The following is a 22984-nucleotide window of genomic DNA, read 5'->3' as shown; positions in this document are numbered from 1 at the left end:
TTGGCTTTAAAGAAACGTCTTGACAAGGATTGGCGTTTATGTTTAAGTTCGACACTTGCCTTTAAAAGCATTGTAACCCTAAGACTTAAGGAGCAGATAAAGATGAAAAGAACTTACCAGCCCAGCAATACTTCCAGGAAAAGGACCCACGGCTTCCTCGTGCGTATGGCCACCAAGAACGGCCGTCTCGTTATCAAGAGGAGAAGGGCTAAAGGCCGCAAGCGTCTCTCCGTAGGCATTGCCACCAAGTAATATCCTTTTTGTCCTGCTCGGATTTTCCCAAGGCTGAACGCCTGCGCAGGCGACCCGAATTCCTGCAGTTCAACGACGGCGCGTCGAAGATGCACACGCCGCACTTTCTGCTGCTCTGGAAGGTAAAAGACGGGTGCGTCACCAGGGTCGGGTTTACCGTCAGCAAGAAGGTAGGGAACGCCGTAGTCAGAAACAGTATCAAGAGAAGGCTGCGGGAGTTTTACAGGCAGAACAAGCCTCTTTTCATCTCGGCCGATTTCAATATCGTTGCCAAGAAAGGAGCTGACTTGCTTGACTTTCACCAGATCTCAACCGAGCTCGCAGCCGCCTTCGGGCGGCTGCGTAAAAAACATGGTCACTAGCACACTCAAAGGCCTGATCGTTCTCTACCAGAGGTTCATCTCTCCGCTCAAGGCCCCATCCTGCCGTTTTTACCCTACCTGTTCGCACTACTCCTTACAAGCATTGGAAAAATACGGCCCTGTCAAGGGGTTATGGCTGACGGCTGCGCGCATACTCAAGTGTCATCCGTTTCACCCGGGCGGTTACGATCCGGTCAAATAGTCCTTCCAGGAGATTGAAATGGAAAAACGTACTATCGTAGCGATACTGCTCTCCATCGGGGTCATGTACGCTTATTCTTTTATCTTCCCGCCCGCAAAACAGGTTCCGCCCGCAGGTAGTGCCAAGCAAGGCGCCGTCAGCTCTGCTACGGTAGCAACGGCACCTCAGGCAGCACCGATCGCTGCTGCTGGCGCTCCTGCCGCTCCCATCGCCGTACCGGCACAACCCGCCGGCGCTGCCCGTGACATCACCGTCGATACCGATCTCTACAGTGCCGTCTTCTCTACTCAGGGCGCCGGCCTCAAGAAATTCGTGCTGAAGAAGTACAAGGATGTGGCCGGGCCGAAAGGGCAGGGTATCGTCCTGGTCAACGAGACCGCTGCCAACAGGTTCAACCTGCTCAGCGACTCCCGCGAGCTGGGACTCAACCCGACCGCACTCTACAACGTCAGCGGCAGCGATCTGAAACTGACCGGCGCCAACAAGGGGACCCTAGAGTTCACCACCACCACGCCGCAGGGGATCGTCTTCAAGAAGACCTTCACCTTCTCCGGCGATGCCTATCGCATCGGCCTCACCGAGCAGGTGCAGAATGTCGGCTCCGCACAGGTGGCCGCACCGGTCCACCTGCTGCAGACCTCCCGCGTTATCGACCAGAAGGCAGGCGGCGGCCGTTACGAGGTGTACGGTCCCTCGACCCTCACCGACAATGCCGTAAAGAGCGAGAAGCTCGACAGTCTGCTCAAGACTCCGGTGCAGTTCGACAAGAACATCGTATGGTCCGCCTTCGCCGACAAGTACTTCATGGAGAGCGTCATCGCCGAGAAGGGGAGCATTGCCCAGGTACGTCTGTCCCGCCCTTCCGTCGACGCCAACCTGAGGGACATCGCTTCCCCGACCGTCACCGTGGCCCCCGGCCAGAGTGCAGCCGTAAGCTACGCCCTTTACTACGGCCCGAAGGATCTCGACATCCTCAAGGCGCAGGGGAGCAGGCTGGAAGAGGTCATCGACTACGGCTGGTTTGCCGCCATCGCCAAACCGCTGGTGGTCTTCCTGAAGTTCCTCTACAAGTACACCGGCAACTACGGCATCGCCATCATCATCATCACCTGCATCCTGAAGCTCGTGTTCTTCCCGCTCACGCACAAGAGCTACAAGTCCATGAAAGACATGCAGAAGTTGCAGCCGAAGATGAACGAGCTGAAGGAGAAGTACAAGAACGATCGCGACGCCATGAACCGCGCCGTGATGGAACTGTACAAGACACACAAGGTCAACCCGCTGGGCGGCTGCCTGCCCATGATTGTCCAGATCCCGGTGTTCTTCGGTCTGTACCGTGCGCTCATGTACTCCATCGAGCTCAGGCATGCGCCGTTTTACCTCTGGATCACCGACCTCTCTGCCAAGGACCCGTACTACGTGACCCCGCTCATCATGGGCGCCACCATGTTCATCCAGCAGAAGATGACCCCGACCAACATGGACCCGGTACAGGCCAAGATGATGCTGATGCTGCCGGTTGTCTTCACCTTCATGTTCCTGAACTTCCCGTCCGGCCTGGTCATCTACTGGCTGATCAACAACGTGCTGACCATCGCGCAGCAGATGTACATCAACAAGTCGGTCGCCGACTGACCGAAAGTGGATCAAAGCAATGTATGTTCGCGACACAATCGCAGCAATAAGCACAGCGGTAGGTGAGGGGGGAATCGGGATCGTACGGATCAGCGGCCCTGCCTCCCTGCCCATCGCAAGCAGCATCTTCAGAGCAAAGTCGAACGGTGGCCTAAAAAGCCACCGTTTTTCTTATGGTGACGTGGTAAGTCCTGCCAACGGCGACTTGGTCGATGAGGCCATGGTGGTCTATATGAAGGGGCCCAACTCCTACACCCGCGAGGATGTCGTGGAGATCCAATGCCACGGCGGCACCCTGGTTGTGTCACGCATCTTGTCGCTGGCACTGGAACAAGGGGCGCGGTTGGCAGAGCCGGGCGAGTTCACCAAGCGCGCTTTCCTGAACGGAAGGATAGACCTGGTGCAAGCTGAGGCCGTCATGGATGTCATCTCCAGTCGCACGGATGCATCGCTTGCCCTGGCCCAGCACCAGCGCGAGGGGCTTCTCTCCAAGCGCATCTCCACCGTGAAGGAAAGCATCGTCTATGCCCTTGCTTACGTGGAAGCGCTTATCGACTTCCCGGAGGATGACGTCGATGTTGCCGTTGAGACCGACGTGCTCGGCAAAGTGGCTCCCGCACTGGCGGAACTCGACGCCCTTATAGAGGGTTTCGACGAGGGGAGGGTGCTGCGTGATGGCGTATCGGTAGTCATTGCCGGCAAGCCCAACGTGGGCAAATCGAGCCTGCTCAATACCCTATTGAAAGAGAAGCGGGCCATCGTTACTTCCGTGCCCGGCACCACGCGCGACCTGATCGAGGAAGTGGTTAACATCAACGGGCTGCCGGTAAAGCTTCTCGATACCGCCGGAATACGTGAGTCGGAGGATCAGGTAGAGCAGGAAGGGGTCAGGCTGTCATTGGACCGGATACCGAAGGCGGACTTGGTGCTCTTTGTCATCGACGGTTCCAGTGAATTCGGTGATGATGATGCGACCATCTTGCAGGCCATCGGCAACAAGAGCTATCTTGTAGTGCGTAACAAGGCAGACCTGGAGGTCAACGCCGTGTTGCCTGAAGCGTGTTCCGGTCCTGTAGTAGCCATCTCGACGCTGACCGGGGATGGTGTACCTGAGCTTCGCAATGCCATCACCAACGCCTTCATGCATGGGCACGCTATCGATGGTAGGGAGTTTGTCGCGGTTTCCAAGGCTCGCCATCGCGACGCCCTGATCAAGGCACGCTGTTCGCTGCAGTCGTTCGTTGCCAATCTTGAGGCAGGGGTAAACATGGAGTTGCTGCCGGTCGATCTGAGGGATGCGCTGGACGCGGTAGGGGAGGTCACCGGCGAGACCACCGCCGACGATGTCCTCGACAGGATCTTCTCCAGTTTCTGTATCGGCAAGTAGGGGCGAATAATTATTCGCCCTTGCATTGCCTCTGCGGTGTTTCACGTGAAACAAATGCCTTTTTCGATGTTGCAACATATACTTACATTGCCTGTTCATCAGTTTAAATTGCGGGCAGAGGAATTCGACTGTAGGGGCGAATAACTATTCGCCCAGCCGCCGCCACTATAAGGAGAGGTACCGTTCGTCATCGCACCAAGTGACTCGCTCGTTGTTTCGGGTGTCTCGCTTGCCGCGCACGTTGACTCACCTTGTGCACAATGTGACTCGCATGACGTGCAATGTGACTCGCCCGACGCGCAAGGTGACTCACACGACGCGCAATGTGAGTCGCACGACGCGCAAGGTGACTCGCCCGACGCGCAAGGTGAGTCGCACGACGCGAAAGGTGACTCACACGACGCGCAAGGTGACTCGCCCGACGAGCAATGTGACTCGCACGACGCGCAAGGTGACTCGCCCGACGCACAAGGTGACTCGCCCGACGCACAAGGTGACTCGCCCGACGCACAAGGTGACTCGCCCGACGCACAAGGTGACTCGCACGATGCGCAAGGTGACTCGCCTGATGCGCAATGTGACTCGCCTGACGTGCAAGGTGACTCGCCTGATGCGCAATGTGACTCGCCTGACGTGCAATGTGACTCGCCTGACGTGCAATGTGACTCGCCTGACGTGCAAGGTGACTCGCCTGATGCGCAATGTGACTCGCCTGACGTGCACGGTGACTCGCCTGACGTGCACGGTGACTCGCCTGACGCGTAAGGTGACTCACCTGATGTGCACGGTGACTCGCCTGCCAAAGGTGGACCCACGTCCTCCCCTTTACGAAAGGCGTGGGGCAGAGGGAATTCGCTTTTGATGGCAGATGCCTTTCTTTAACCACCTTCTTTGGAGCGGTTGTCAGGGTGGATATGGGTTAACTATTTAAATTTGAATTGTTTTTTAGTGTTGTTTCACGTGGAACATCCCACATAGATGCTTTCGCAGTAAACGGAGTATGGTTTGATAGTTTATGACAAGAAGTACGATGTGATCGTCGTCGGTGCCGGTCATGCCGGATGCGAGGCGGCCCTCGCCGCTGCCCGCATGGGCCGCCCGACCCTTATGCTCACCATCAACTTGGACGCCATCGCGCTGATGTCCTGCAACCCTGCCATTGGTGGTTTGGCCAAGGGGCACCTGGTCAAGGAAATCGATGCCCTCGGCGGCGAGATGGGACGCAACATAGATGCGACCGGCATCCAGTTCCGTGTGCTGAATACCAAGAAGGGACCGGCCGTGCGCGCCTCCCGTGCCCAGGCGGACAAGCAGTTGTACCGCCTGCGCATGAAGCACGTGATGGAGCAGCAGGACGATCTGGACCTGAAGCAGGTTGAAGTAACCGGACTGGTGATCGAGGATGGCGAGGTCGTGGGCGTCGATACCCGTGGCGGCGTGCGCTTCCTGGGCAAGACTGTCGTGCTCACCACCGGCACCTTCATGCGCGGCCTCATTCATATCGGCCTCGTCAATTACCCGGGCGGCAGGGCAGGGGATCTGCCTTCCATCGGGCTATCCGACGGCCTCAAGGATTATGGTTTCGACGTCGGCCGTCTGAAAACCGGTACCCCTGCGCGCCTGGACGGCAGGACCATCGACTTTGACAGGCTGGAGAAGCAGTACGGGGACGAGAACCCGATCCCGTTCTCCTTTTCGACCGAGCGCATCGAGCAGCCGCAGGTGCCCTGCCACATCGCCTATACCAATCCGCGGTCCCACGAGATCATCCGTAGCGGTCTGGATCGTTCGCCGCTCTACGCCGGGATCATCGAGGGAATCGGCCCACGCTACTGCCCGTCCATCGAGGATAAGGTGGTGCGCTTCCCTGAAAAGGATCGCCACCAGACCTTCATCGAGCCGGAAGGACGGGAGACGGTCGAGGTTTATCCCAGCGGCATGTCCACCTCGCTTCCCATCGATATCCAGTGGGCCTTCTACCGGAGCATTGAGGGATTGGAGCGGGTCGAGATCATGCGTCCGGCCTACGCCATCGAGTATGACTACGTCAACCCGATCCAGTTGCACGCCTCGCTGGAGACCAAGCTGGTGCGCAACCTCTACCATGCCGGCCAGATCAACGGTACTTCCGGTTACGAGGAGGCTGCCGCGCAAGGTCTCATGGCCGGTATCAACGCGGCGCTCAGAGTGCAGGACAAAGATCCACTGGTACTTGGACGCAGCGAAGCCTACATCGGCGTCATGATCGACGACCTGGTGACCTTGGGCACCAAAGAGCCGTACCGCATGTTCACGTCGCGGGCCGAGTACCGTTTATTGCTGCGCGAAGACAATGCGGACCTGCGTCTGAGGGAAAAGGGGCACGCGATCGGGCTGGTGCAGGAAGAGGTGTACAGCTCCTTCCTGGCGAAAAAAGAGCTGATAGAGTCGGAACTGGTGCGCCTTTCCAAGGAAAGACTTGCTCCCTCGGCCGCCGGTGAGGAACTGCTGGAAGAATGGGGATTGGTCGGAATACAGAATGCCATCAGCTACGAGCAGTTGCTACGTCGCCCCGAATTCACCTGCCAGGATCTGTCTCGGGTCTATCCGGCCATCATGGATCTGCCTGAGCAGGTGCGCGAGCAGCTCGAGATCCAGATCAAGTACCAGGGCTATATCCAGCGCCAGTTGGAACAGGTGGACCGCTCCGCCAGGCTGGAAAGCACCAGGATCCCCGAGGACATGGACTATGGAACCATCTCCGGCCTTTCCGCCGAAGTGCGTGAGAAGCTTGCCCGCTTCCGACCCGATACCCTGGGGCAGGCTTCCCGCATCCCGGGGGTCACGCCCGCCGGTATCACCATCCTGTCCATCGCGCTGAAAGCGAGGTATGGCCGATGAACCAGCGCGCCAAGGATCTCTTGAAAAAAGGGGCGTCGGAACTCGGCCTGGAGCTGACTCCGGCCCAGTTGAATGCCCTCGATCTCTTCGCTGAAGAGCTGAAAAAATGGAACCGGAAGATCAACCTCACCGCCATAACCGATGACGAGGGGATCGCGGTGAAGCACCTGGTCGACTCGCTGAGCTTGCTTAAGGCGGTGCACGGGCCTGGGCGTATGCTGGATATCGGCTCCGGAGGAGGTTTCCCCGGCATTCCGGTGAAGGTGGTGCAGCCGGATCTGGAGATCGTGTCGGTAGATGCGGTGGTGAAGAAGATCAGTTTTCAGAAACAGGCGGTGCGGCTGCTGAACCTCGTCGGATTCGACGCGCTGCACGTCCGTGCCGAGACTCTGGCCGCGCAATACGCGGGGCATTTCGACTGGGTCGTCTCCCGCGCTTTTTCGGATATACCTTCCTTCGTTGCCATGGCGCTGCCGGTCCTCAAGGATGGAGGACGCATCGTGGCCATGAAAGGGAAGAGCGTCGCCGAGGAGGTGACGGCGGCCGAAGCCGAACTCGAGAAACTGGGCGCGAGGGTCGAGTGCAGACACGATTTCACTTTGCCCGGCTCGGGTGACGCCAGATCGCTGGTTATTCTGGTTAAAAAATGATTGGTTTTTGTTAACCTTGTCTATAACGAACAAAAAAGCATCTAGAAGCTGTTTGGACGGTAGAAGCAGGCCAGAGGCTGCGATGGATCGAGAAAGCCTATTTTTGACGGCAAAATGACAGCCTATTTTTTGTGCAGATTGGGTCCAAATCCGGTGAAAAGGGGACGGGCTGGTTTTAAGCTCCGAACAGGTCCGATGAAATGGAAGCGGGAGAGAGAGGGGCACGGAAGAAGGGACTGGCTCCGCCAGGTGCCGGTCCCTCTAGAGGAACGCTCCTTTCAACTCAGCCACCTTCCCAACCATGCACTAAGGGGACAGGCACCTGACGGAGCCAGTCCCCTCCTTCGGACAAACTCCACCTGGCCGCGCACCAATTCGCCAAGCATTACTTTGACTTTTTATCTGTTTATATGTTAGAAATAAAAACTTTTTTTGTTTACGACGGCAACTTCACCTGGAAGAAGGGGGATGACATAGATGCATCACTTTCAATACAAGGGTGACGAACTCTTCGCCGAAGAGGTCGCGATACAGGATATCGTTGCTAAAGTAGGCAGCCCCGTCTACATCTACTCCCGGGCCACCCTCGAGAGACATTTCAAGGCCATGGACAGCGCCTTTGCCGGCGCGCCCCACACCATCTGCTACTCGGTCAAGGCGAACTCCAACCTTGCCGTCCTCAGGACCTTCATCAATCTGGGCGGAGGCGTCGACATCGTCTCGGGCGGAGAACTCTACCGCGCACTCGCCGCCGGCGTCGATCCTAAAAAAGTGGTTTATTCAGGCGTCGGCAAGCGGGACGACGAGATCGTCTACGCCCTGCAGACCGGCATACTGCTCTTCAACGTGGAATCGGAGCAGGAACTGGACCGGATCAACGAGGTGGCCGGTCGTCTCAACAAGAAGGCCGGTATCGCCATCCGCGTCAATCCCGATGTCGACCCGGAAACCCATCCCTACATCACCACCGGGTTGAAGAAGGCGAAATTCGGCATAAATATCGAGCGTGCCCTGGAGCAGTACCAGCGCGCCAAGGCAATGAGCAACGTGGAGATCCTCGGGATCGACTGCCACATAGGCAGCCAGCTCACCAAGGTCTCCCCCTTTGTGGATACCATCAAGAAGCTCAAGCGTCTGTTGATCGGCGTCAGGGAGATGGGTGTGGACGTGAAGTACCTCGACCTGGGTGGCGGGCTCGGCATCCAGTATAACGACGAAGCGCCGCCGCTCCCCGCGGATTACGGTTTCTCCATCCTGGAGGAGACCCGTGACCTAGGGCTGCATCTGCTCTTCGAGCCAGGGAGGAACCTAGTAGGCAACGCCGGCATTCTGGTCGGCCGATGCCTCTACACTAAAAAGGGCGAGGAAAAGAACTTCGTCATCGTCGACGCGGGCATGAACGACCTGGCCCGGCCGGCGCTGTACGGCTCCTTCCATGGCGTGCGACCGGTTATCCGGAACCAAAGCGGCGTCATCGAGGGGGATATCGTCGGCCCGATCTGCGAGTCCGGCGACTTCCTGGTCAAGGATCGCGAGATCCCGAACTTCCAGCAGGGGGACCTGATGGCGTTCATGTCGGCAGGGGCCTACGGCTTCACCATGAGCAGCAACTACAACAGCCGCCCCAGGGTGGCCGAGGTCATGGTCGACGGTGATAAATTCGAGGTCGTGCGCGAGCGCGAGACGCTGGAGGACCTGGTAAGGGGCGAGAGCATCCCGGCGTTTCTGTAACAGGACATACTCCCTCCCCCGGCGGGAAGGATAAAATACTTAACGAAACCAGCACTATTCATAGTTACCCATAAGGAGGTAGACCATGTTTCACGGAAGTATCGTTGCCATCGTGACCCCGTTCAACAACCATGCGGTGGACGAAGAAAAACTGAGGGAACTCGTCGAGTTCCAGATCGAGAACGGCACCGACGCCATCGTGCCCTGCGGCACCACCGGTGAGTCCTCCACTCTCAGCTACGAGGAGCACGACCGGGTCATTCAGATCGTGGTCGAGCAGGTCAACAAGAGGGTTCCGGTCATCGCCGGCACCGGTTCCAATTCGACCCACGAAGCGATCGAGATCACCAAACACGCCAAGGAACTGGGCGCGGACGGTGCACTGCTGGTAACTCCTTACTACAACAAACCTTCCCAGGAAGGTCTGTACCGTCACTACAAGGCCGTTGCCGACGCCGTGGCGCTCCCCCAGATCCTGTACAACGTACCGGGCCGCACCGGGGTGAACCTGCTGCCGGAGACCGTGGCGCGCCTCGCCGAGCACCAGAACATCGTCGCCATCAAGGAGGCGACCGGCTCGCTGCAGCAGGCTTCCGAGGTGCTGGCACTTTGCGGAGACAAGCTCGACGTCCTCTCCGGTGACGACTTCATCACCCTGCCCATCATGGCAGCCGGTGGCAAGGGGGTCATCTCGGTAACCGCCAACATCATGCCCAAGGAAGTAGCCTCCCTGGTGGACGCCTTCAACGCGGGGAACATGGAGGAGGCAAGGAGGCTGCATCTGTACCTCCTGAAGATCTCCAACGCGATGTTCATCGAGAGCAACCCGGTGCCGGTCAAGACCGCCGTTTCCCTCATGGGCAAGTGCAGCGACGAGGTGCGCCTGCCGCTGGCTCCGCTGATGGAGGCCAACAAGGCGAAGCTCGTGGCCATCATGAAGGAATACAAGCTGATCTAGGGAACCTGACCAGACAAACCTTCCGCTACTTGTACTCCCCCCTTTGTAAAGGGGGGCGGGGGGGATTTGCCTCTTCCAACCAAAAGCAAATCCCCCTAAATCCCCCTTTGCATAGGGGGACTTCTACCAGCGGAAGATATTTGACCTTAGGCAACATGAATGGAGAAACCAATGGTTAAAATAGCAGTTTGCGGGGCTGCCGGCCGCATGGGTGGCCGCATCATCGCCGCCATCAAGGAGACCGAGGGCGTGGAGCTCTCCGGCGCCCTAGAGCGGCCCGGCCACCCGATGGTGGGGCAGGATGCCGGTTACAACGCAGGTCTGGGCGCCATCGGCGTCTTTATCAGCGACGACTTGAACGCAACCGTCCAGGGGTGCGACGTGCTGATCGACTTCACCGCGCCCAAGGTCTCCCTGAAGAACCTCGAGGTGTGCGCTCTTTACAAGAAGTCCATCGTCATAGGCTCCACCGGCTTCACCCCTGAAGAGCGTGCGCTGGCGGCCGAACTGGCCCGGGAAATCCCGGTCATCATCGCGCCCAACATGTCGGTGGGCGTCAACGTCTGCTTCAAGGTCCTGGCCGACGTGGCCAAAATCCTGGGCGAGGACTTCGACGTCGAGATCGTCGAGGCGCACCATCGCCTGAAGAAGGACTCCCCCTCCGGGACCGCGGTCAGGATGGGCGAGGTGGTGGCCAACGCGCTGGGGCGCGACTACAACAAGGTCGCCAACTACCACCGCGAGGGGATCTGCGGCGAGCGTACCCACGACGAGATCGGCATGCAGACCGTGCGCGGCGGCGACATCGTCGGCGAGCACACCGTCTACTTCATCGGCATGGGCGAGCGCATCGAGCTCACCCACCGCGCCCACACCCGCGACATGTTCTCCCGCGGCTCCGTGCGCGCCGCCAAGTGGGTGGTCACCGCCAAGCCGGGCGTCTGGGATATGCAGGACGTGCTCGGGCTCAGGTAAGGGGAGAGGCTGTCGAGGGGGCCGCAGCAGAGGGGAATTGAATGCTGACTTCCATAGACATAGAAAAGCTTTGCGAAACCATCGTGGAGGGTGTTCATCCGCAAAGGATTTTCCTGTTCGGCTCTTACGCCGAGGGACGGCAGACTGAGGACAGCGACATCGACCTGGTCGTGGTCATGAACTCAGACCTCGATCCGCACAAACGGAATGTCACCTTGAAAAGGCTCTTCCCTCGTAGAAGGTTTTCGCTGGATGCCTTTGTTTTTACCCCCGAGGAGTTTGAAAGGTATAAGGATGTGCCTGGCACCATAGTGTACACTGCTACGCACGAGGGCAGGTTGCTCTATGGATGAGGCGCAAAATGAAATAGTAGGGATGTGGTTGCACAAGGCGGATAACGACCTGCGAAACATCAAGAACAACCTTGCAGCAGAAGAAATTCCTACAGACACAATATGCTTTCACGCACAGCAGGCGATAGAAAAAGCATTGAAAGCGGTGTTGGTGGCTCATGGCCAAAACGCCGGCAAAACCCACGACCTGGTCAGACTACTGACGGAAGTGCTCGAATTTATCCCCGAACTGTCACAATACGAGGATAGTCTTGAGGAAATAACGGAATACGGAGTTGCGGTCCGGTATCCCAATGGGTTCAGCGAACCATCTCTGGACGAAGCTGTTAAGGCGTACGAGATCGCTAAGGAAATAAGAAGCCGAATACTGGAAAAGATAGAATTGAATTAGAGAAAGAAGGAGAAGCAATGGCAAAGATAAACGATAACTACCTGAAACTGAAAGCAGGTTACCTCTTCCCGGAGATCGGGCGCCGCGTGCGCGCTTTCGCCGCCGCCAACCCGGAGGCGAAGGTGATCCGCCTGGGGATCGGCGACGTGACCCGCCCTCTGGCCCCGGCCGTCATCAAGGCCTTCCATGAAGCGGTGGATGACCTGGGTACCGTCGAGAACTTCGCCGGCTACGGCCCGGAGCAGGGGTACGACTGGCTCATCAACGCCATCATCGAAAAGTCCTATAAGCCGCTCGGCGTCGACCTGAAGACCGAGGAGATGTTCATCTCCGACGGCTCCAAGTGCGACTGCGCCAACATCCTGGACATCTTCGCGCTGGACAACGTGGTGGCCATCGGCGACCCGGTCTACCCGGTCTACAACGACACCAACGTGATGATCGGCCGCACCGGCGAGGCGGACGAGAAGGGGTACTACAAGGGGATCGTCTATCTTCCCTGCACCGAGGAGAACGGCTTCATCCCGGCGCTTCCGACCGGCAAAGTGGACATCATCTACCTCTGCTTCCCCAACAACCCGACCGGCACCGTAGCCAGCAAGGCCGAGCTGAAGAAGTGGGTGGACTATGCCCTCGCCAACGACGCCGTGATCTTCTACGACGCCGCCTACGAGGCGTTCATCACCGACCCCAGCATCCCGCACTCCATCTACGAGGTGGAAGGGGCGAAGAAGTGCGCCATCGAGTTCCGCTCCTTCTCCAAGACCGCCGGCTTCACCGGCGTGCGCTGCGGCCTGGTGGTCGTGCCGGAAGAGGTGACCGGAACCACGGAGAGCGGCGAGAAGTACTCCTTTAACAAGCTCTGGCTGCGCCGCACCACGACCAAGTTCAACGGCGCCTCCTATCCGGTGCAGAAGGCCGCTGCCGCGGTCTACTCCGAGGAAGGGTGGAAGCAGAACAAGGAGATCATCGACTACTACATGGAGAACGCCCGCATCATCCGCGAGGGTCTTGCCGAGGCCGGCCTCACCGTGTACGGCGGCGTGAACGCCCCCTACATCTGGCTCAAGACCCCGAACGGGCTCTCCTCCTGGGACTTCTTCGATAAGCTCCTGAACGAGTGCAACGTGGTGGGTACCCCGGGCAGCGGCTTCGGCCCCTCCGGCGAGGGCTATTTCCGTCTCTCCGCCTTCGGCAACCGCGACAACGTCATCGAGGCGGTAGAGAGGATCAAGAAGAACCTTAAGTAGCTGCAAACGCTACAAATAACAGCAAAAACAAAAGGCGGTCCCGGTTACGGGGCCGCCTTTTTTCATGTGAAACAGGTGTCGCAGTTTAATTTTGAGCCTTCAGCATGCGGGTCAATTCTCGGCAGAAGGCGGGAAGGTCGTCGGGCTTCCTGGAGGTGATCAGGTTGCCGTCGATCAGCACCTCGATGTCCTGGTATTGCGCCCCAGCGTCGCGCAGCTCCGGTGCAACCGACTCGTAGCAAGTGGCCTTGCGCCCCTTGAGCAGCCCGGCGGAGATCAGGATCTGCGGCCCGTGACAGATGGCGGCCACCGGTTTCCCGGACGACATGAAGGCGCGTGCGATCTCCTGCACCTCGGGCATGTTACGGATGGCGGCAGGTGCCTTTCCTCCCGGCAGCACCAGGACGGAGTACTCGGCGGGGTTGATCTGGGAAAAGAGCTTGTCTACCGGCACCTCGTAGCCGTGCTTACCATGGATGGCCCCGGTATTGGCCGAAGCGACCACGACGGAGTAGCCGACCTCGCGCAGCCGGTACAGTGGAACGAGCAGTTCGGTATCCTCGAAATTGTCCGCGCTTAACACCAGTGCTTTCATGATTCCTCCGTTCTTCTTAGTTAATAAGGCAGGCTCCCAAAGGGACCGCAATGCCTGGATCGGCCCAGGTACGACGGACACAGTTTACCATGCACCCCGCGAAAGGCATGAAGTGGACTAAATAAAACTAATGATGCGAAGAGGGGGGCTCTTCTAAGGGGCGGGAATCGGGGGGGGCAGGGCAGGGGGAACGGAAATGGTTACTTCAATACGGTGTAGCCGTGTTTGGCGTCCCAGCGGTAGCCTTTGCCGCTCCAGATCGCCTCGATTGTCTTCCAGTCCAGGCCAAGTCCCTTCATCTCTTCGCAGATGTAATAGGCGGGCATGATCTCGTCGTCGTCGATACGGCCGTCCCCGTTGCTGTCGGCCCAGTGGTAAGCGCCTATGTGGATGGAACCGCTGCCACCGACGGCTTCGGTCCGATTCGAGGAGCCTGCGTTATGGATGACTATCTCGCCCTTGAGGGCCGCGTCCTTGCCGGGGGTGAAGCCGGCCGGGACCTGGAGGGTGAAGGAGAGGGTGAAGGGGGTGGCACCGCTGGGAACCAGCCACTTCGCCTCGGCATCGGTGGAGGAGGCGGGGGGGAGCGAGCTGACCAGGCGGGTGCCGGTCGGTAGTTTTTCCCTGAGAATGAAGCCGAAGGGAGCGCCGACGTGGCGCGCCACCTTGATCTGCACCGGGAAGACCTCGCCGGGAGCGGCAAATCGCGGCATCCACCGGGTGGCGCTGGGAGGAACGGGAGGCTGCCGCAGCAGGAAGAAGAGGAGCATGCCGACCAGGGCAGCGGCAACGACGGCGATGACGGCAATCATGGCGCCCCTGGCTGGAGCCGGGGGCGGCTGCGGCGCGGCCTCCTCCGGGTCGGAAGAGTCCTGGCGCAATACCTCCTCGAGAGGTACTTCGAGGGCGTCGGCCAGTTTCTGGGCGTTATCCCGCTTGATGGAAGGGTAGCGGTTGTTCTCCCAGCGCGAGATGGTGTCGGTGGTCACCCCGACCACGTTGGCCACGTACAGCTGGGTGAGTTTCTTGGTCTCCCGTATGTTCCTGATCCGGGTGCCGTCGATGGCGACGCTCGGCAGGGGGACCTTTTCGTTTTTGTCGTTGGCTTCCACCATTACCACTCTCTCAGCGGGTATAAAAAGGGGCTTTCCCGGGGCGGGACGACCCGACATGGCCTGCGCGGGACCCGACATCGGGTGGAATCGCTATAGATGTCGATACCCGGGTGGCAGACCAGATGCTATTTTTACCACAGTTCGGCAGCAAAAAACTCAAAAAGAAAAGGAGCACACCATGAAAAAGGTAGTCGTAGCAGTGGCCCTCGTCGTCTTCGGTGCAGGGGCGGCCTTCGCCGCCGACGTGATCACCCTCCCTGCCAAAAACGGCAACATCACCTTCAACCACAAGAAGCACCAGGACGCGCTGAAAGACTGTAAGGCGTGCCATGAGAAGGCACCGGGCAAGATCGAAGGGTTCGGCAAGGACTGGGCGCACAAGACCTGCAAAGGGTGCCACAGCGACAAAGGCGCCGGCCCGACCAAGTGCGCCGACTGCCACAAGAAGTAACCGGAACGACCAGCGCAAGCCGTCACCCCATTGACGGCGCAGGCGGCTCTCCTACGGAGGCCGCCTTTTTAGTTCCTGATTGGTGACGGTTTTCCGCTACCTGCTACTCCTCCCTTTGCGAAGGGGGGGACAAATCCCCCTAGATCCCCCTTCGCAAAGGGGGACTTTTGCCAGCGGACCCAAGGAGGGGACTGGCTCCGCCAGGTGCCTGTCCCCTTGGTGGCTGAGCTGAAAGGAGCGTTCCGCTAAAGGGACGGGCCCCTAACGGAGCCAGTCCCTACTGCGCGAACAGCTCGTCGATAGCGTCGAAGTCGAGGCGTTCCTCGGCCAGGGACCGGATCAGGGCCAGCTTCTCGGTGTCCTTCGCGGTCAGCTTCGAGACGTCCTCGGTGATGAGCTTGTAGATATCGGTGGTGGTCTCTTTGGTGCGGAAATAGGGTATGTTGCTGCGGTCGATGATGCGCTGGGTGATGCCGCTGACCGGTGCCTGGCCCGAGATGATCAGCCCGGCGATCTGCTGATGGAACTCGGGCATCTGGTACAGGTTGGCGAGGGTGACCAGCAACTCGTCGCGGCTGCTGGTCACCAGCAACAGCGAGGAATCGCGCAGCATCTCGGTCACCCGCTGCGTGGAGGCCGCGCCGATTTGTACGTGGTGGATGATGCGCTTCACCTCGCGGCGGTTGCCGTACAAGGGGAGGTCGAGCAGGCGCGCCACCCTGCCCAGGGAGGGGTTTGCCAGTACCGGCTTGTAGTCGAAGCCCCCCAGCACCGAGAAGGGCTGCCCCGTGAAGGCGCGGGAAAGGTAGTCCAGCATGGTGTCCCGTTTCTCGGTGAAGAGCTTGTTCACCAGCACCCCGCGCACGTCGGCCCCCTCCAGCTTGAAGAGTGCCGTGTTCATGGCCAGCGTGTCGACGACGTTGCCGACCCCACCGCCGCTCAGCATCAGGACCGGCGCGTCCAGCATCTTGGCGATCCGTGCGTTGGAGAGGTGCAGCACCGATCCGACTCCGGGATGCCCGGACCCCTCGATAATGATGAAGTCACAGTGTTTCTCGAGCTCGGCGAAGCTGGTAACGATGCGGTCGGCCAACTCGGGGAGATCGAGCTTGCCGTCGATGGCCTGCCGCGAGGTCTCCGGGTAGACCACCACCGGCGACATGTAGCGCAGGTCCTTGGTGAGGTCGAACACCTGCGCCATGAGGGCGGCGTCCTTGTCCACCGGGATGCCGCGCAGGACGGTGGGTTTGGGCCCCAGCGGCTTCATGAAGCCCACCCTGCCGTATTTCTTCTGGGCGAGGTGCAGCAGTGACACGCTGATGGTCGTCTTACCGATGTTCTGACCCGAAGCCGCAACGAATATCTTCCTGGCCAAGGTGCCCTCCGCTAACCGCCATTATGATCAACATACTGTAAACGAGATGCTCATGATCGTATCGAAGGGACGGCTTGTCAAGCGCAAAGGGGGGGCGTGGCGTTGCGGACAGGGGAAAGTCGCGTTATCTTAGGCTGTGCCAATGTGACAATGTACGGGGGGCGCGATGGACGAGAACGATCTCAGTAAACGTCTGTTTCACTATTCCGAGGCGGAAGAGCTCGCCAACCGCTGGACCCATGGCATTGGGCTCATGCTCAGCGCGGCAGCGTCAGCTGCCCTGATCAGCCTGGCGGTGCGCATCGGCGAGATGGCGCGCATTGTCTCTACCTCCGTGTATGCCGGGGCCATGCTCCTCTTCTACGCCGTTTCCACCATCTACCACAGCGTGAGAAGGCCGCGGCTACGCTACCTGTTCCGCATCCTGGACCACGCCTGCGTCTATTTCATGATCGCCGGAACCTACACCCCTTTTGCCATGGTGACGTTGCGGGGGGCGTGGGGGTACTGGCTGTTGATCACGGTATGGGGATTGGGCACGGTAGGTGCCTTCATGAAGCTGTACACCACCCACCGGCTCCCCTACCTCGGGCCGATGCTCTACCTGGGGCTTGGCTGGCTGGTGCTGGTCGTCATCAAGCCGCTTGCCGCGTCCCTTGCCCTGAACGGGCTGCTGCTGCTCTTTGCCGGCGGCGCGGCCTACACCCTCGGAGTCCTCTTCTACCTCTGGGACCGCCTTCCTTACAACCACGCCATCTGGCACGTCTTCGTGCTGGTGGGGAGCGCCTTCCACTTCCTGGCCATCTTCTGGTACGTGACGCCCGGCGGGCGTTAGCGGGGTCCCGAGGTCACCGTTCCAGGTGCCACGGGCATTTGGTGAGGATCTGGGTGAGGGCGTAGAAGTAGACCTCCGCCCGTCCCTGCATGTTCCGGCAGTATTCCGGGTGCGGCTGCCTGGGGTGGCCGGTCATGTCGTAGTGGGTGGCGTAGCAGCCGCCGGCGCAATCGTAGCGCAGCCAGCAGTCGTGGCAGGGAAGCTGACCGTCCACTTCGAACCCTCGCAGGGACTGGTTCAGGGACAACTCCTCAGCGCTCTGCCCCATGGCGAACGCCTCCCGTTCCACGAACGCGATGCAGGGGAAAACCACGCCGTGGCTGTTGATGGCCAGCGTGTTGGTCCCGGCGCCGCAGGGGCGGGTGAAGCGGTTGGCGCGCTTGATCCGGTTGATGCTGTCCAGAAGATTGGAGACGAAGGGGATGTCACGGGTGCTCTTGTAACATGCGATGTAGTCGACGTAGTAGTCGACGAACTCACGCAGTTCGTCCAGTTGCCGCTGCGGGGGCACGATCAGCTTTTCGTAGATGGGGTTTTGGTGGTAGCCCGGCTCGTGGCAGTACTCGAGCTGGATGCGGCCGACCCCGAGGGTGGTGAGGTGGCGGAAGGTCTCCAGGTAACTGTCCGAGAAGGTGGTCAGCGTGGCCCTGATCCCCAGGAGCTTCGGGTTGGGGAAGCACCTGATGTTGGTGACGATCCGCTGCCAGGTTTCCTCGCCGTACTTCCCGGGACGCAGCAGGTCGTGGATGCGCTGGCTCCCGTCCAGGCTGACCCCCACCTGGGTGAAGTAGCGGGCCAGGAACTGCGCGGCGTGTCCTTCCAGGAGCGTGCCGTTGGTGTCCAGGGTCAGGCAGAAGTTCTTCCCCAGGCGCGCCTCGTGTTTCATAAGTTCCCTGGTCACCTGCTGCAGCACCGGGAAGTCGAGCAGCGGCTCGCCGCCGTAGAAGTTGATGAAGATCTTTTCCGCGCTGGAGCGTTCCACCAGGGATAGGATCAGCTGTGTGGCGCGGCGGGCCGTGCTCCACTCCATCACGTGTCCCGGCTTGCCGAACGTGCCGCCGCGGTTCCAGCAGTAGCAGCAGGCCATGTTACAGGTCTGGGCGAGGTAGATGGAAAAGGTCTGGTAGCTGTTCTCGGAGCCGGCATCGTCCTGCTGATGAGCGGCGGGGAGCGGAACCGACAGCTCGTGGGTGAAAAGGGCGAGCAGTTCGGCGTAGAGCGTGTTTTCCTCGGGAAGAAGCGGCTGCGGCGGCATGGTTCCGGGTGGGGGCAGGGCTCCTCCGCCCTCGGCAGGGAAAAACTCCCGTACCAGCAGGGCTGCCAGCGGGCTGATCTGGTAGAGCTTTGCGGAGCGGCTGAAGAAGAGGTAGTTCTCCCCTCCCTGCTCGAAGGCGTGGTGGTCGCTCATGACTGGTCTCCGGCTGGGCAGCTGGTCATAGCCTTTCGCTGTAGACCAGCAAACCGGTCGGCACCATCCGGATCGAGTACTTCCGGTCCAGATCGATGATGAACCAGACTCTGCCGGACTGCTGCACGTTGACCCTCGCCGCCGGCGACAGGGTGGAGCCGTTCGTCTCGAACTCCTGCCGCACGGCGTGCGGAATCTCCCCCTGGTCCAGTTCCCCGGCGTGCTCCAGCGGCAGCGAGAATACGTACATGTCGTTGGTCGGCAGCGTCATGCAGACGTTGTTGTAGGCCCGGAAGTTCTCCATCTGCTGGGACGTGATGCAACTCGCCACGATCTGGTCCGGCGACCAGCATTGCGCGCGCCGGGTCGATGCATCCCCTCCCCCCTCCGAGACGAGCTTCAGGTGCTTGCTGTCGGCGTGCTCCCCACCCATTTTTTCTTCGGCCATCGCTCTCTCCTTTCATTGGATAGCATCCGGTGCGGCGGACCTTCGACCCGCCACCGGTAATCAGCCACTCTGTCGATTCGGTCAGCGCGACTCCGCGTATATCGCGATGCGCGCGGCGACCAACCTGACCGAGTAGGCGCACCCCTCGTCGGCGATCTGCCAGAGCCTGCCGCGCTCTTTCACCGACACCGCTGCTGCCGGAGTCAAGGGAAGACTCAACAACTGCAGGCGCTGGCGCAGCAGGGCGGGGAGGATCTCGCGGTCCAGCTCCTCGGTATGCTCGGGCGGAAGGGTGCAGACCGGGCTTTCCGGAAGGACGGAACCGGTCCCGACGGTGGCGGGGTAGACCGTATGCTGGGTCTCTGTGGTGCAATTCTGGGTGGCTTGAATGGAGTCGATGCAGACAAGGTCGGGGCTCCTGGCGTGCGAGTTCCCCCCCTCGGAGATGAGCCTGATGTGGGAAGTGCTTCCGGTTTCGTGATGGTGCAGGTCGTGAAAAGGGTCCTTCATGAGTGAATCTCCTCCGCCTCAACCTTTAATGGAAGAGCCTGACAACCCGGTTTCCGGCGTTGAACTTCTGGCGGGCCGTGTCAATACGTGGACTTGGCTGACGTCACAAGATAAGCGCGGACCCAAGAGCGAATTCATTACACCAAGAAATTAGAGAATGTCAATGTTATAGGCGGGGTTCTAATGGATTTTGGCGGTGGGGATGCAGGAATGAAAGCGGCGGAGGCCGAGGCCCCCGCCGGGGTGGTTCGGGCGGAAAAGGGGTTACTTCTTATGACATTCGTTGCACTTGGTGGGCCCTTTGCCCTTGTCGGTGTGGCACCCCTTGCAGGTCGTGTGCGCCCAGTCCTTGCCGAGGGCCGCGATCTTCCCTCCCTTGTCGGTTTCGTGACAGTTGGTGCACTTCATCTCCGGCATGTCCTTGTGTTGCTTGTGCGGGAAGGTCACATTGCCGTTCTTCGCCGGGAGTACGACCACGGTCTCGTCAGCGGCAAAGGCAAACCCGGCGCAGAAAAGGGAAAGAACGGCGGCTGCAATGGCTCTTCTCATGTTTTCGTCTCCTTTGGGCATGTAATTAGAGAATACGCTGAAGAGGATACCCGCTCCGCCAGTTATTGCAACGTCCCACGGATTCTTAGCTTGACAAAAGAGCGAGTATCATTAGAAATTGGCGTAGAATCAAGGGGCTAACTGAGCGCATGAAACCAGCAAGCGACATCATCAACATCCCGGTCGGCTACTTCGCCCTGCCCGTGCCGCGCACCGGGAGCATCGAGCCCCGTTCGGGCTACGACCGCTCCACGAGCGACGGGCAGGAGATCCACCAGCGGGTGCAGAGGAAACGGGCGCAGGACGACCCGACCTACCAGGCCGAGGTGCCGGTGGTGCGGCTTTTGGAGCGCGGCGGCTTCCGATTCCAGGTGAGCGGTCGCATGGACGGCGTCTCGGGACGTGAAGTTACCTCCATCGAGGAGATCAAGAGCTGCTTCAACCTCTGGGATCTGAAGCGGCGCCTCACCGGCGGGTCGCTCAAGGAACCGTACTGCCTGCAGCTTTTGACGTACGGTTATTTCCACTGGCTGGAGCACGGCGTGGTGCCCAGGCTCACCTTCCACCTGGTTTCGTCGCGTAACGGCCACTCGGCGGACCTGGAGATCGGGCTCGACCTCGAGGAATACGGGGTGTGGCTGGACGCCCGGCTGGACGAACTGGTTCGTGAGGCAACTGCAGCTGCCAAGAGGGCGCAGCGCAGGCGGAAAACGGCAGCTTCGTTCCCCTTTCCCTTCGAACAGCCGCGCCCGGGGCAGGTGGAGCTGATAAAGGAGATCGAACTGGGGATGGCGCTGGGGCGGCGCATGCTGATCCAGGCACCGACCGGGCTCGGCAAAACGGTGGGAGTCCTGCACCCGGTGCTCGGGGAGGCGCTCGGGCGGGGCCAGGCGGTCTGCTACGTCACTCCCAAGAACAGCCAGCATGAAGTCGCCGAGGATGCAGTGCACCGGTTCCGCGAGGCGGGTTCGAAGCTGCGCTCCTTGACCATCACCGCTAAGGGCAAGATCTGTTTCCAGGAGGAGCCCATCTGCACCCCGGAGTACTGCGAGTACGCCCGCGACTACTACGCCAAGGTGGCGCGCCACGGCCTGGTGGAGCTGCTGGAGAAGAAGAGGAGCCTCAAAAGCCGCACCTTCCGGCAGCTGGGCGAAGAGTACCAGGTCTGCCCCTTCGAGCTGCAGATCGACAGCGCCAAGCTGGCCGACGTGGTCATCTGCGATTACAACTACGTCTTCGCGCCCCGATCGGCGCTGGGGCGGGCCGCCGGTCTCCCGGTGGACCAGGTGGGCAAGCCGAACCTGGTGATCGACGAGGCGCACAACCTCCCGTCCCGGGCCATGGAGTATTACTCCCCGAGACTCTCCAGCACGGTCCTGGAGGGGATGCGCGAGGACCTGGGCGGGGTGCCGCTGGCGTTTCGGCGCGAGACGGCCGAGCTCCTGGAGGAATGCGTCGCGGCGGTTCTTGCCTGCCGCCGGGGGGAGGGGGGGAAGGCGTCCCGGATCGAGCCGCCGCTCGCCCCGTTCCTGGAGCTTGACGGCAGGTTGCGCGGACTCTTGTCCCGCTACCTGGAGGCGGACGTGGAGATAAGGCAGGAGGACCCTATCCTGCGCCTTTGCTACTACTGGTCAGAATTCACCGAGACCCTGGAGTTCGCCGTGCGTTCCGAGCGCCAGGAGTTCTTCACCTCCTACCAGCCGCAGGGCGGCGGTGGCAGCATCAAGGTGACCTGTTGCGACGCCTCCGAGCTGATCCGGGAGCGTTATGCCGAGTACCAGCAGGTGGTCGGATTTTCCGCGACGCTGAAGCCGATGGAGTACTACGCGAAGCTTTCCGGCCTCGACCCGGACCAGGTGCGCTGGTCGGAGTTCCAAAGCCCGTTCCCGCCGGAGCGCCGCAAGCTCCTGATCATCCCGCAGGTCTCCACGCGCTACTCGCAGCGCGAACGCAACTACGCCCGCATCGCCGACGCCCTGGCCCGGATCGTCGCCCTCAGGCGCGGCAACTATCTCGCCTTCTTCCCCAGTTTCACGTTTTTGGATCGGGTGGCCGAGCTGTTCCGGGCACCGGAAGGGTTCGAGGTGCTCCGGCAGGAACGCAACATGAAAGGGGCCAGGACGGCCGAGTTCCTGGAGCAGCTCCGCTCGGGGCAGGTGCCCACGGTGGTCTTCGCGGTGCAGGGTGGATCGCTGTCGGAAGGGGTGGATTACGCCGGCGACATGGTGATCGGCGCGTTCGTGGTGGGGCCGCCGCTCCCGAACTACGACCTGGAGCGCGAGGAGATGCGCGCCTATTACCAGCGCCATTACGGCAAGGGGTTCGAGTACGCCTACACCATCCCCGCCATGTCCAAGGCGATCCAGTCGGCGGGAAGGGTGATCCGCTCCGAAACGGACCGCGGCGTGATCGTGCTCATGGATGACCGCTTCCTGGAGGAGGGGTACAGTAGCGCGATGCCGGCGGACTGGTTCGAGACGCGTGCGGAGGAACTGGTGTCGGGAGCGATTCTGAAGGATATCGGTGAGTTTTGGGCGCAGCCGCAGGATGTTGAACGATGAAAAGGAAGGACGGGGGGGACTGGCTCCGCCAGGTGCCTGTCCCCTTAGTTGGCTGTTGGTTTGGCTGAGCTGAACAGAGCGTTCCGCCAGAGGGACTGGCACCTGACGGAG

24 protein-coding genes are annotated in these 22984 nt (G+C 60.3%); 17 read left to right on the top strand and 7 right to left on the bottom strand.

Annotated features, from left to right (window positions below):
* Window positions 1-102: 102 nt before the first annotated feature.
* From rpmH to KP004_RS19540, 14 genes are all read left to right on the top strand, one after another.
* Entirely contained in the window at window positions 103-252 is a 150-nt protein-coding gene (gene rpmH, locus KP004_RS19600; RefSeq protein ID WP_183344104.1) for a 50S ribosomal protein L34, read from the top strand.
* An 8-nt stretch (window positions 253-260) separates the two neighbouring features.
* A complete protein-coding gene (gene rnpA, locus KP004_RS19595) occupies window positions 261-614 on the top strand; it encodes a ribonuclease P protein component (RefSeq protein ID WP_199387211.1) in 354 nt (117 codons plus the stop codon).
* On the top strand, window positions 604-816 hold the full coding sequence (gene yidD / locus KP004_RS19590) for a membrane protein insertion efficiency factor YidD (RefSeq protein ID WP_216500147.1): 213 nt from the start codon (window positions 604-606) through the stop codon (window positions 814-816). The genes rnpA and yidD overlap by 11 nt, the downstream gene beginning before the upstream one ends.
* A gap of 18 nt (window positions 817-834) precedes the next feature.
* Window positions 835-2451, top strand: a complete 1617-nt coding sequence (yidC, locus tag KP004_RS19585; RefSeq protein WP_216800065.1) for a membrane protein insertase YidC — start codon at window positions 835-837, stop codon at window positions 2449-2451.
* Window positions 2452-2470: 19 nt separating this feature from the next.
* Window positions 2471-3838 (top strand): tRNA uridine-5-carboxymethylaminomethyl(34) synthesis GTPase MnmE, encoded by a 1368-nt coding sequence (mnmE, locus tag KP004_RS19580; protein WP_216800064.1) that lies wholly within the window; start codon window positions 2471-2473, stop codon window positions 3836-3838.
* 271 nt (window positions 3839-4109) lie between these two features.
* Window positions 4110-4700, top strand: a complete 591-nt coding sequence (locus tag KP004_RS21520; RefSeq protein ID WP_367620768.1) for a hypothetical protein — start codon at window positions 4110-4112, stop codon at window positions 4698-4700.
* 143 nt (window positions 4701-4843) lie between these two features.
* Entirely contained in the window at window positions 4844-6718 is a 1875-nt protein-coding gene (mnmG, locus tag KP004_RS19575) for a tRNA uridine-5-carboxymethylaminomethyl(34) synthesis enzyme MnmG (RefSeq protein ID WP_216800063.1), read from the top strand.
* The gene (gene rsmG / locus KP004_RS19570; protein ID WP_216800062.1) at window positions 6715-7368 is read left to right on the top strand and encodes a 16S rRNA (guanine(527)-N(7))-methyltransferase RsmG; all 654 of its coding nucleotides are present in this window, start codon (window positions 6715-6717) and stop codon (window positions 7366-7368) included. Before mnmG ends, rsmG begins: the two co-directional genes overlap by 4 nt.
* 477 nt (window positions 7369-7845) lie before the next feature.
* On the top strand, window positions 7846-9099 hold the full coding sequence (gene lysA / locus KP004_RS19565) for a diaminopimelate decarboxylase (RefSeq protein ID WP_216800061.1): 1254 nt from the start codon (window positions 7846-7848) through the stop codon (window positions 9097-9099).
* Window positions 9100-9184: 85 nt separating this feature from the next.
* Complete coding sequence (dapA, locus tag KP004_RS19560) at window positions 9185-10057, top strand: 4-hydroxy-tetrahydrodipicolinate synthase (RefSeq protein WP_199387205.1); 873 nt, start codon at window positions 9185-9187, stop codon at window positions 10055-10057.
* 171 nt (window positions 10058-10228) lie between these two features.
* Window positions 10229-11032 carry a 4-hydroxy-tetrahydrodipicolinate reductase gene (dapB, locus tag KP004_RS19555; RefSeq protein ID WP_216800060.1) on the top strand — a complete coding sequence of 268 codons (804 nt, stop codon included), beginning with the start codon at window positions 10229-10231 and terminating at the stop codon, window positions 11030-11032.
* Window positions 11033-11073: 41 nt separating this feature from the next.
* Window positions 11074-11385 (top strand): nucleotidyltransferase domain-containing protein, encoded by a 312-nt coding sequence (locus KP004_RS19550; protein ID WP_216800059.1) that lies wholly within the window; start codon window positions 11074-11076, stop codon window positions 11383-11385.
* A complete protein-coding gene (locus KP004_RS19545; RefSeq protein WP_216800058.1) occupies window positions 11378-11776 on the top strand; it encodes a HEPN domain-containing protein in 399 nt (132 codons plus the stop codon). Before KP004_RS19550 ends, KP004_RS19545 begins: the two co-directional genes overlap by 8 nt.
* Window positions 11777-11793: 17 nt before the next feature.
* Window positions 11794-13026, top strand: a complete 1233-nt coding sequence (locus KP004_RS19540) for an LL-diaminopimelate aminotransferase (protein ID WP_216800057.1) — start codon at window positions 11794-11796, stop codon at window positions 13024-13026.
* A gap of 85 nt (window positions 13027-13111) precedes the next feature.
* On the opposite strand, the gene KP004_RS19535 is transcribed toward KP004_RS19540, so the two are convergent.
* Together KP004_RS19535 and KP004_RS19530 are read right to left on the bottom strand one after the other, a co-directional pair.
* Window positions 13112-13621 (bottom strand): type 1 glutamine amidotransferase domain-containing protein, encoded by a 510-nt coding sequence (locus KP004_RS19535; protein ID WP_216800056.1) that lies wholly within the window; start codon window positions 13619-13621, stop codon window positions 13112-13114.
* A gap of 200 nt (window positions 13622-13821) precedes the next feature.
* Entirely contained in the window at window positions 13822-14736 is a 915-nt protein-coding gene (locus KP004_RS19530; protein ID WP_216800055.1) for a helix-turn-helix domain-containing protein, read from the bottom strand.
* A 178-nt stretch (window positions 14737-14914) separates the two neighbouring features.
* Between KP004_RS19530 and KP004_RS19525 the strand changes: the two genes are divergently transcribed.
* A complete protein-coding gene (locus KP004_RS19525; protein WP_216800054.1) occupies window positions 14915-15187 on the top strand; it encodes a cytochrome c7 in 273 nt (90 codons plus the stop codon).
* A gap of 277 nt (window positions 15188-15464) precedes the next feature.
* On the opposite strand, the gene KP004_RS19520 is transcribed toward KP004_RS19525, so the two are convergent.
* Window positions 15465-16562 carry a phosphotransacetylase family protein gene (locus KP004_RS19520; protein WP_216800053.1) on the bottom strand — a complete coding sequence of 366 codons (1098 nt, stop codon included), beginning with the start codon at window positions 16560-16562 and terminating at the stop codon, window positions 15465-15467.
* Window positions 16563-16728: 166 nt separating this feature from the next.
* Between KP004_RS19520 and trhA the strand changes: the two genes are divergently transcribed.
* Window positions 16729-17397, top strand: coding sequence for a PAQR family membrane homeostasis protein TrhA (gene trhA / locus KP004_RS19515; RefSeq protein ID WP_216800052.1), 669 nt, complete (start codon window positions 16729-16731; stop codon window positions 17395-17397).
* 13 nt (window positions 17398-17410) lie between these two features.
* On the opposite strand, the gene KP004_RS19510 is transcribed toward trhA, so the two are convergent.
* From KP004_RS19510 to KP004_RS19495, 4 genes are all read right to left on the bottom strand, one after another.
* Window positions 17411-18805 (bottom strand): radical SAM/SPASM domain-containing protein, encoded by a 1395-nt coding sequence (locus tag KP004_RS19510; RefSeq protein WP_216800051.1) that lies wholly within the window; start codon window positions 18803-18805, stop codon window positions 17411-17413.
* A gap of 25 nt (window positions 18806-18830) precedes the next feature.
* On the bottom strand, window positions 18831-19253 hold the full coding sequence (locus KP004_RS19505) for a hypothetical protein (RefSeq protein ID WP_216800050.1): 423 nt from the start codon (window positions 19251-19253) through the stop codon (window positions 18831-18833).
* Between the two features lie 81 nt (window positions 19254-19334).
* Entirely contained in the window at window positions 19335-19763 is a 429-nt protein-coding gene (locus KP004_RS19500) for a hypothetical protein (RefSeq protein ID WP_216800049.1), read from the bottom strand.
* Window positions 19764-20027: 264 nt separating this feature from the next.
* Window positions 20028-20312 (bottom strand): cytochrome c7, encoded by a 285-nt coding sequence (locus tag KP004_RS19495; protein WP_216800048.1) that lies wholly within the window; start codon window positions 20310-20312, stop codon window positions 20028-20030.
* Window positions 20313-20461: 149 nt separating this feature from the next.
* Here KP004_RS19495 and KP004_RS19490 point away from each other — a divergent pair, with 149 nt between their 5' ends.
* Entirely contained in the window at window positions 20462-22873 is a 2412-nt protein-coding gene (locus tag KP004_RS19490; RefSeq protein WP_216800047.1) for an ATP-dependent DNA helicase, read from the top strand.
* Window positions 22874-22984 lie beyond the last annotated feature (111 nt).

Source organism: Geomonas oryzisoli, from assembly GCF_018986915.1.
Classification (GTDB): domain Bacteria; phylum Desulfobacterota; class Desulfuromonadia; order Geobacterales; family Geobacteraceae; genus Geomonas; species Geomonas oryzisoli.
Note: the sequence above shows the minus strand (reverse complement) of the source record. Positions and strands in the feature narration are given on the sequence as shown.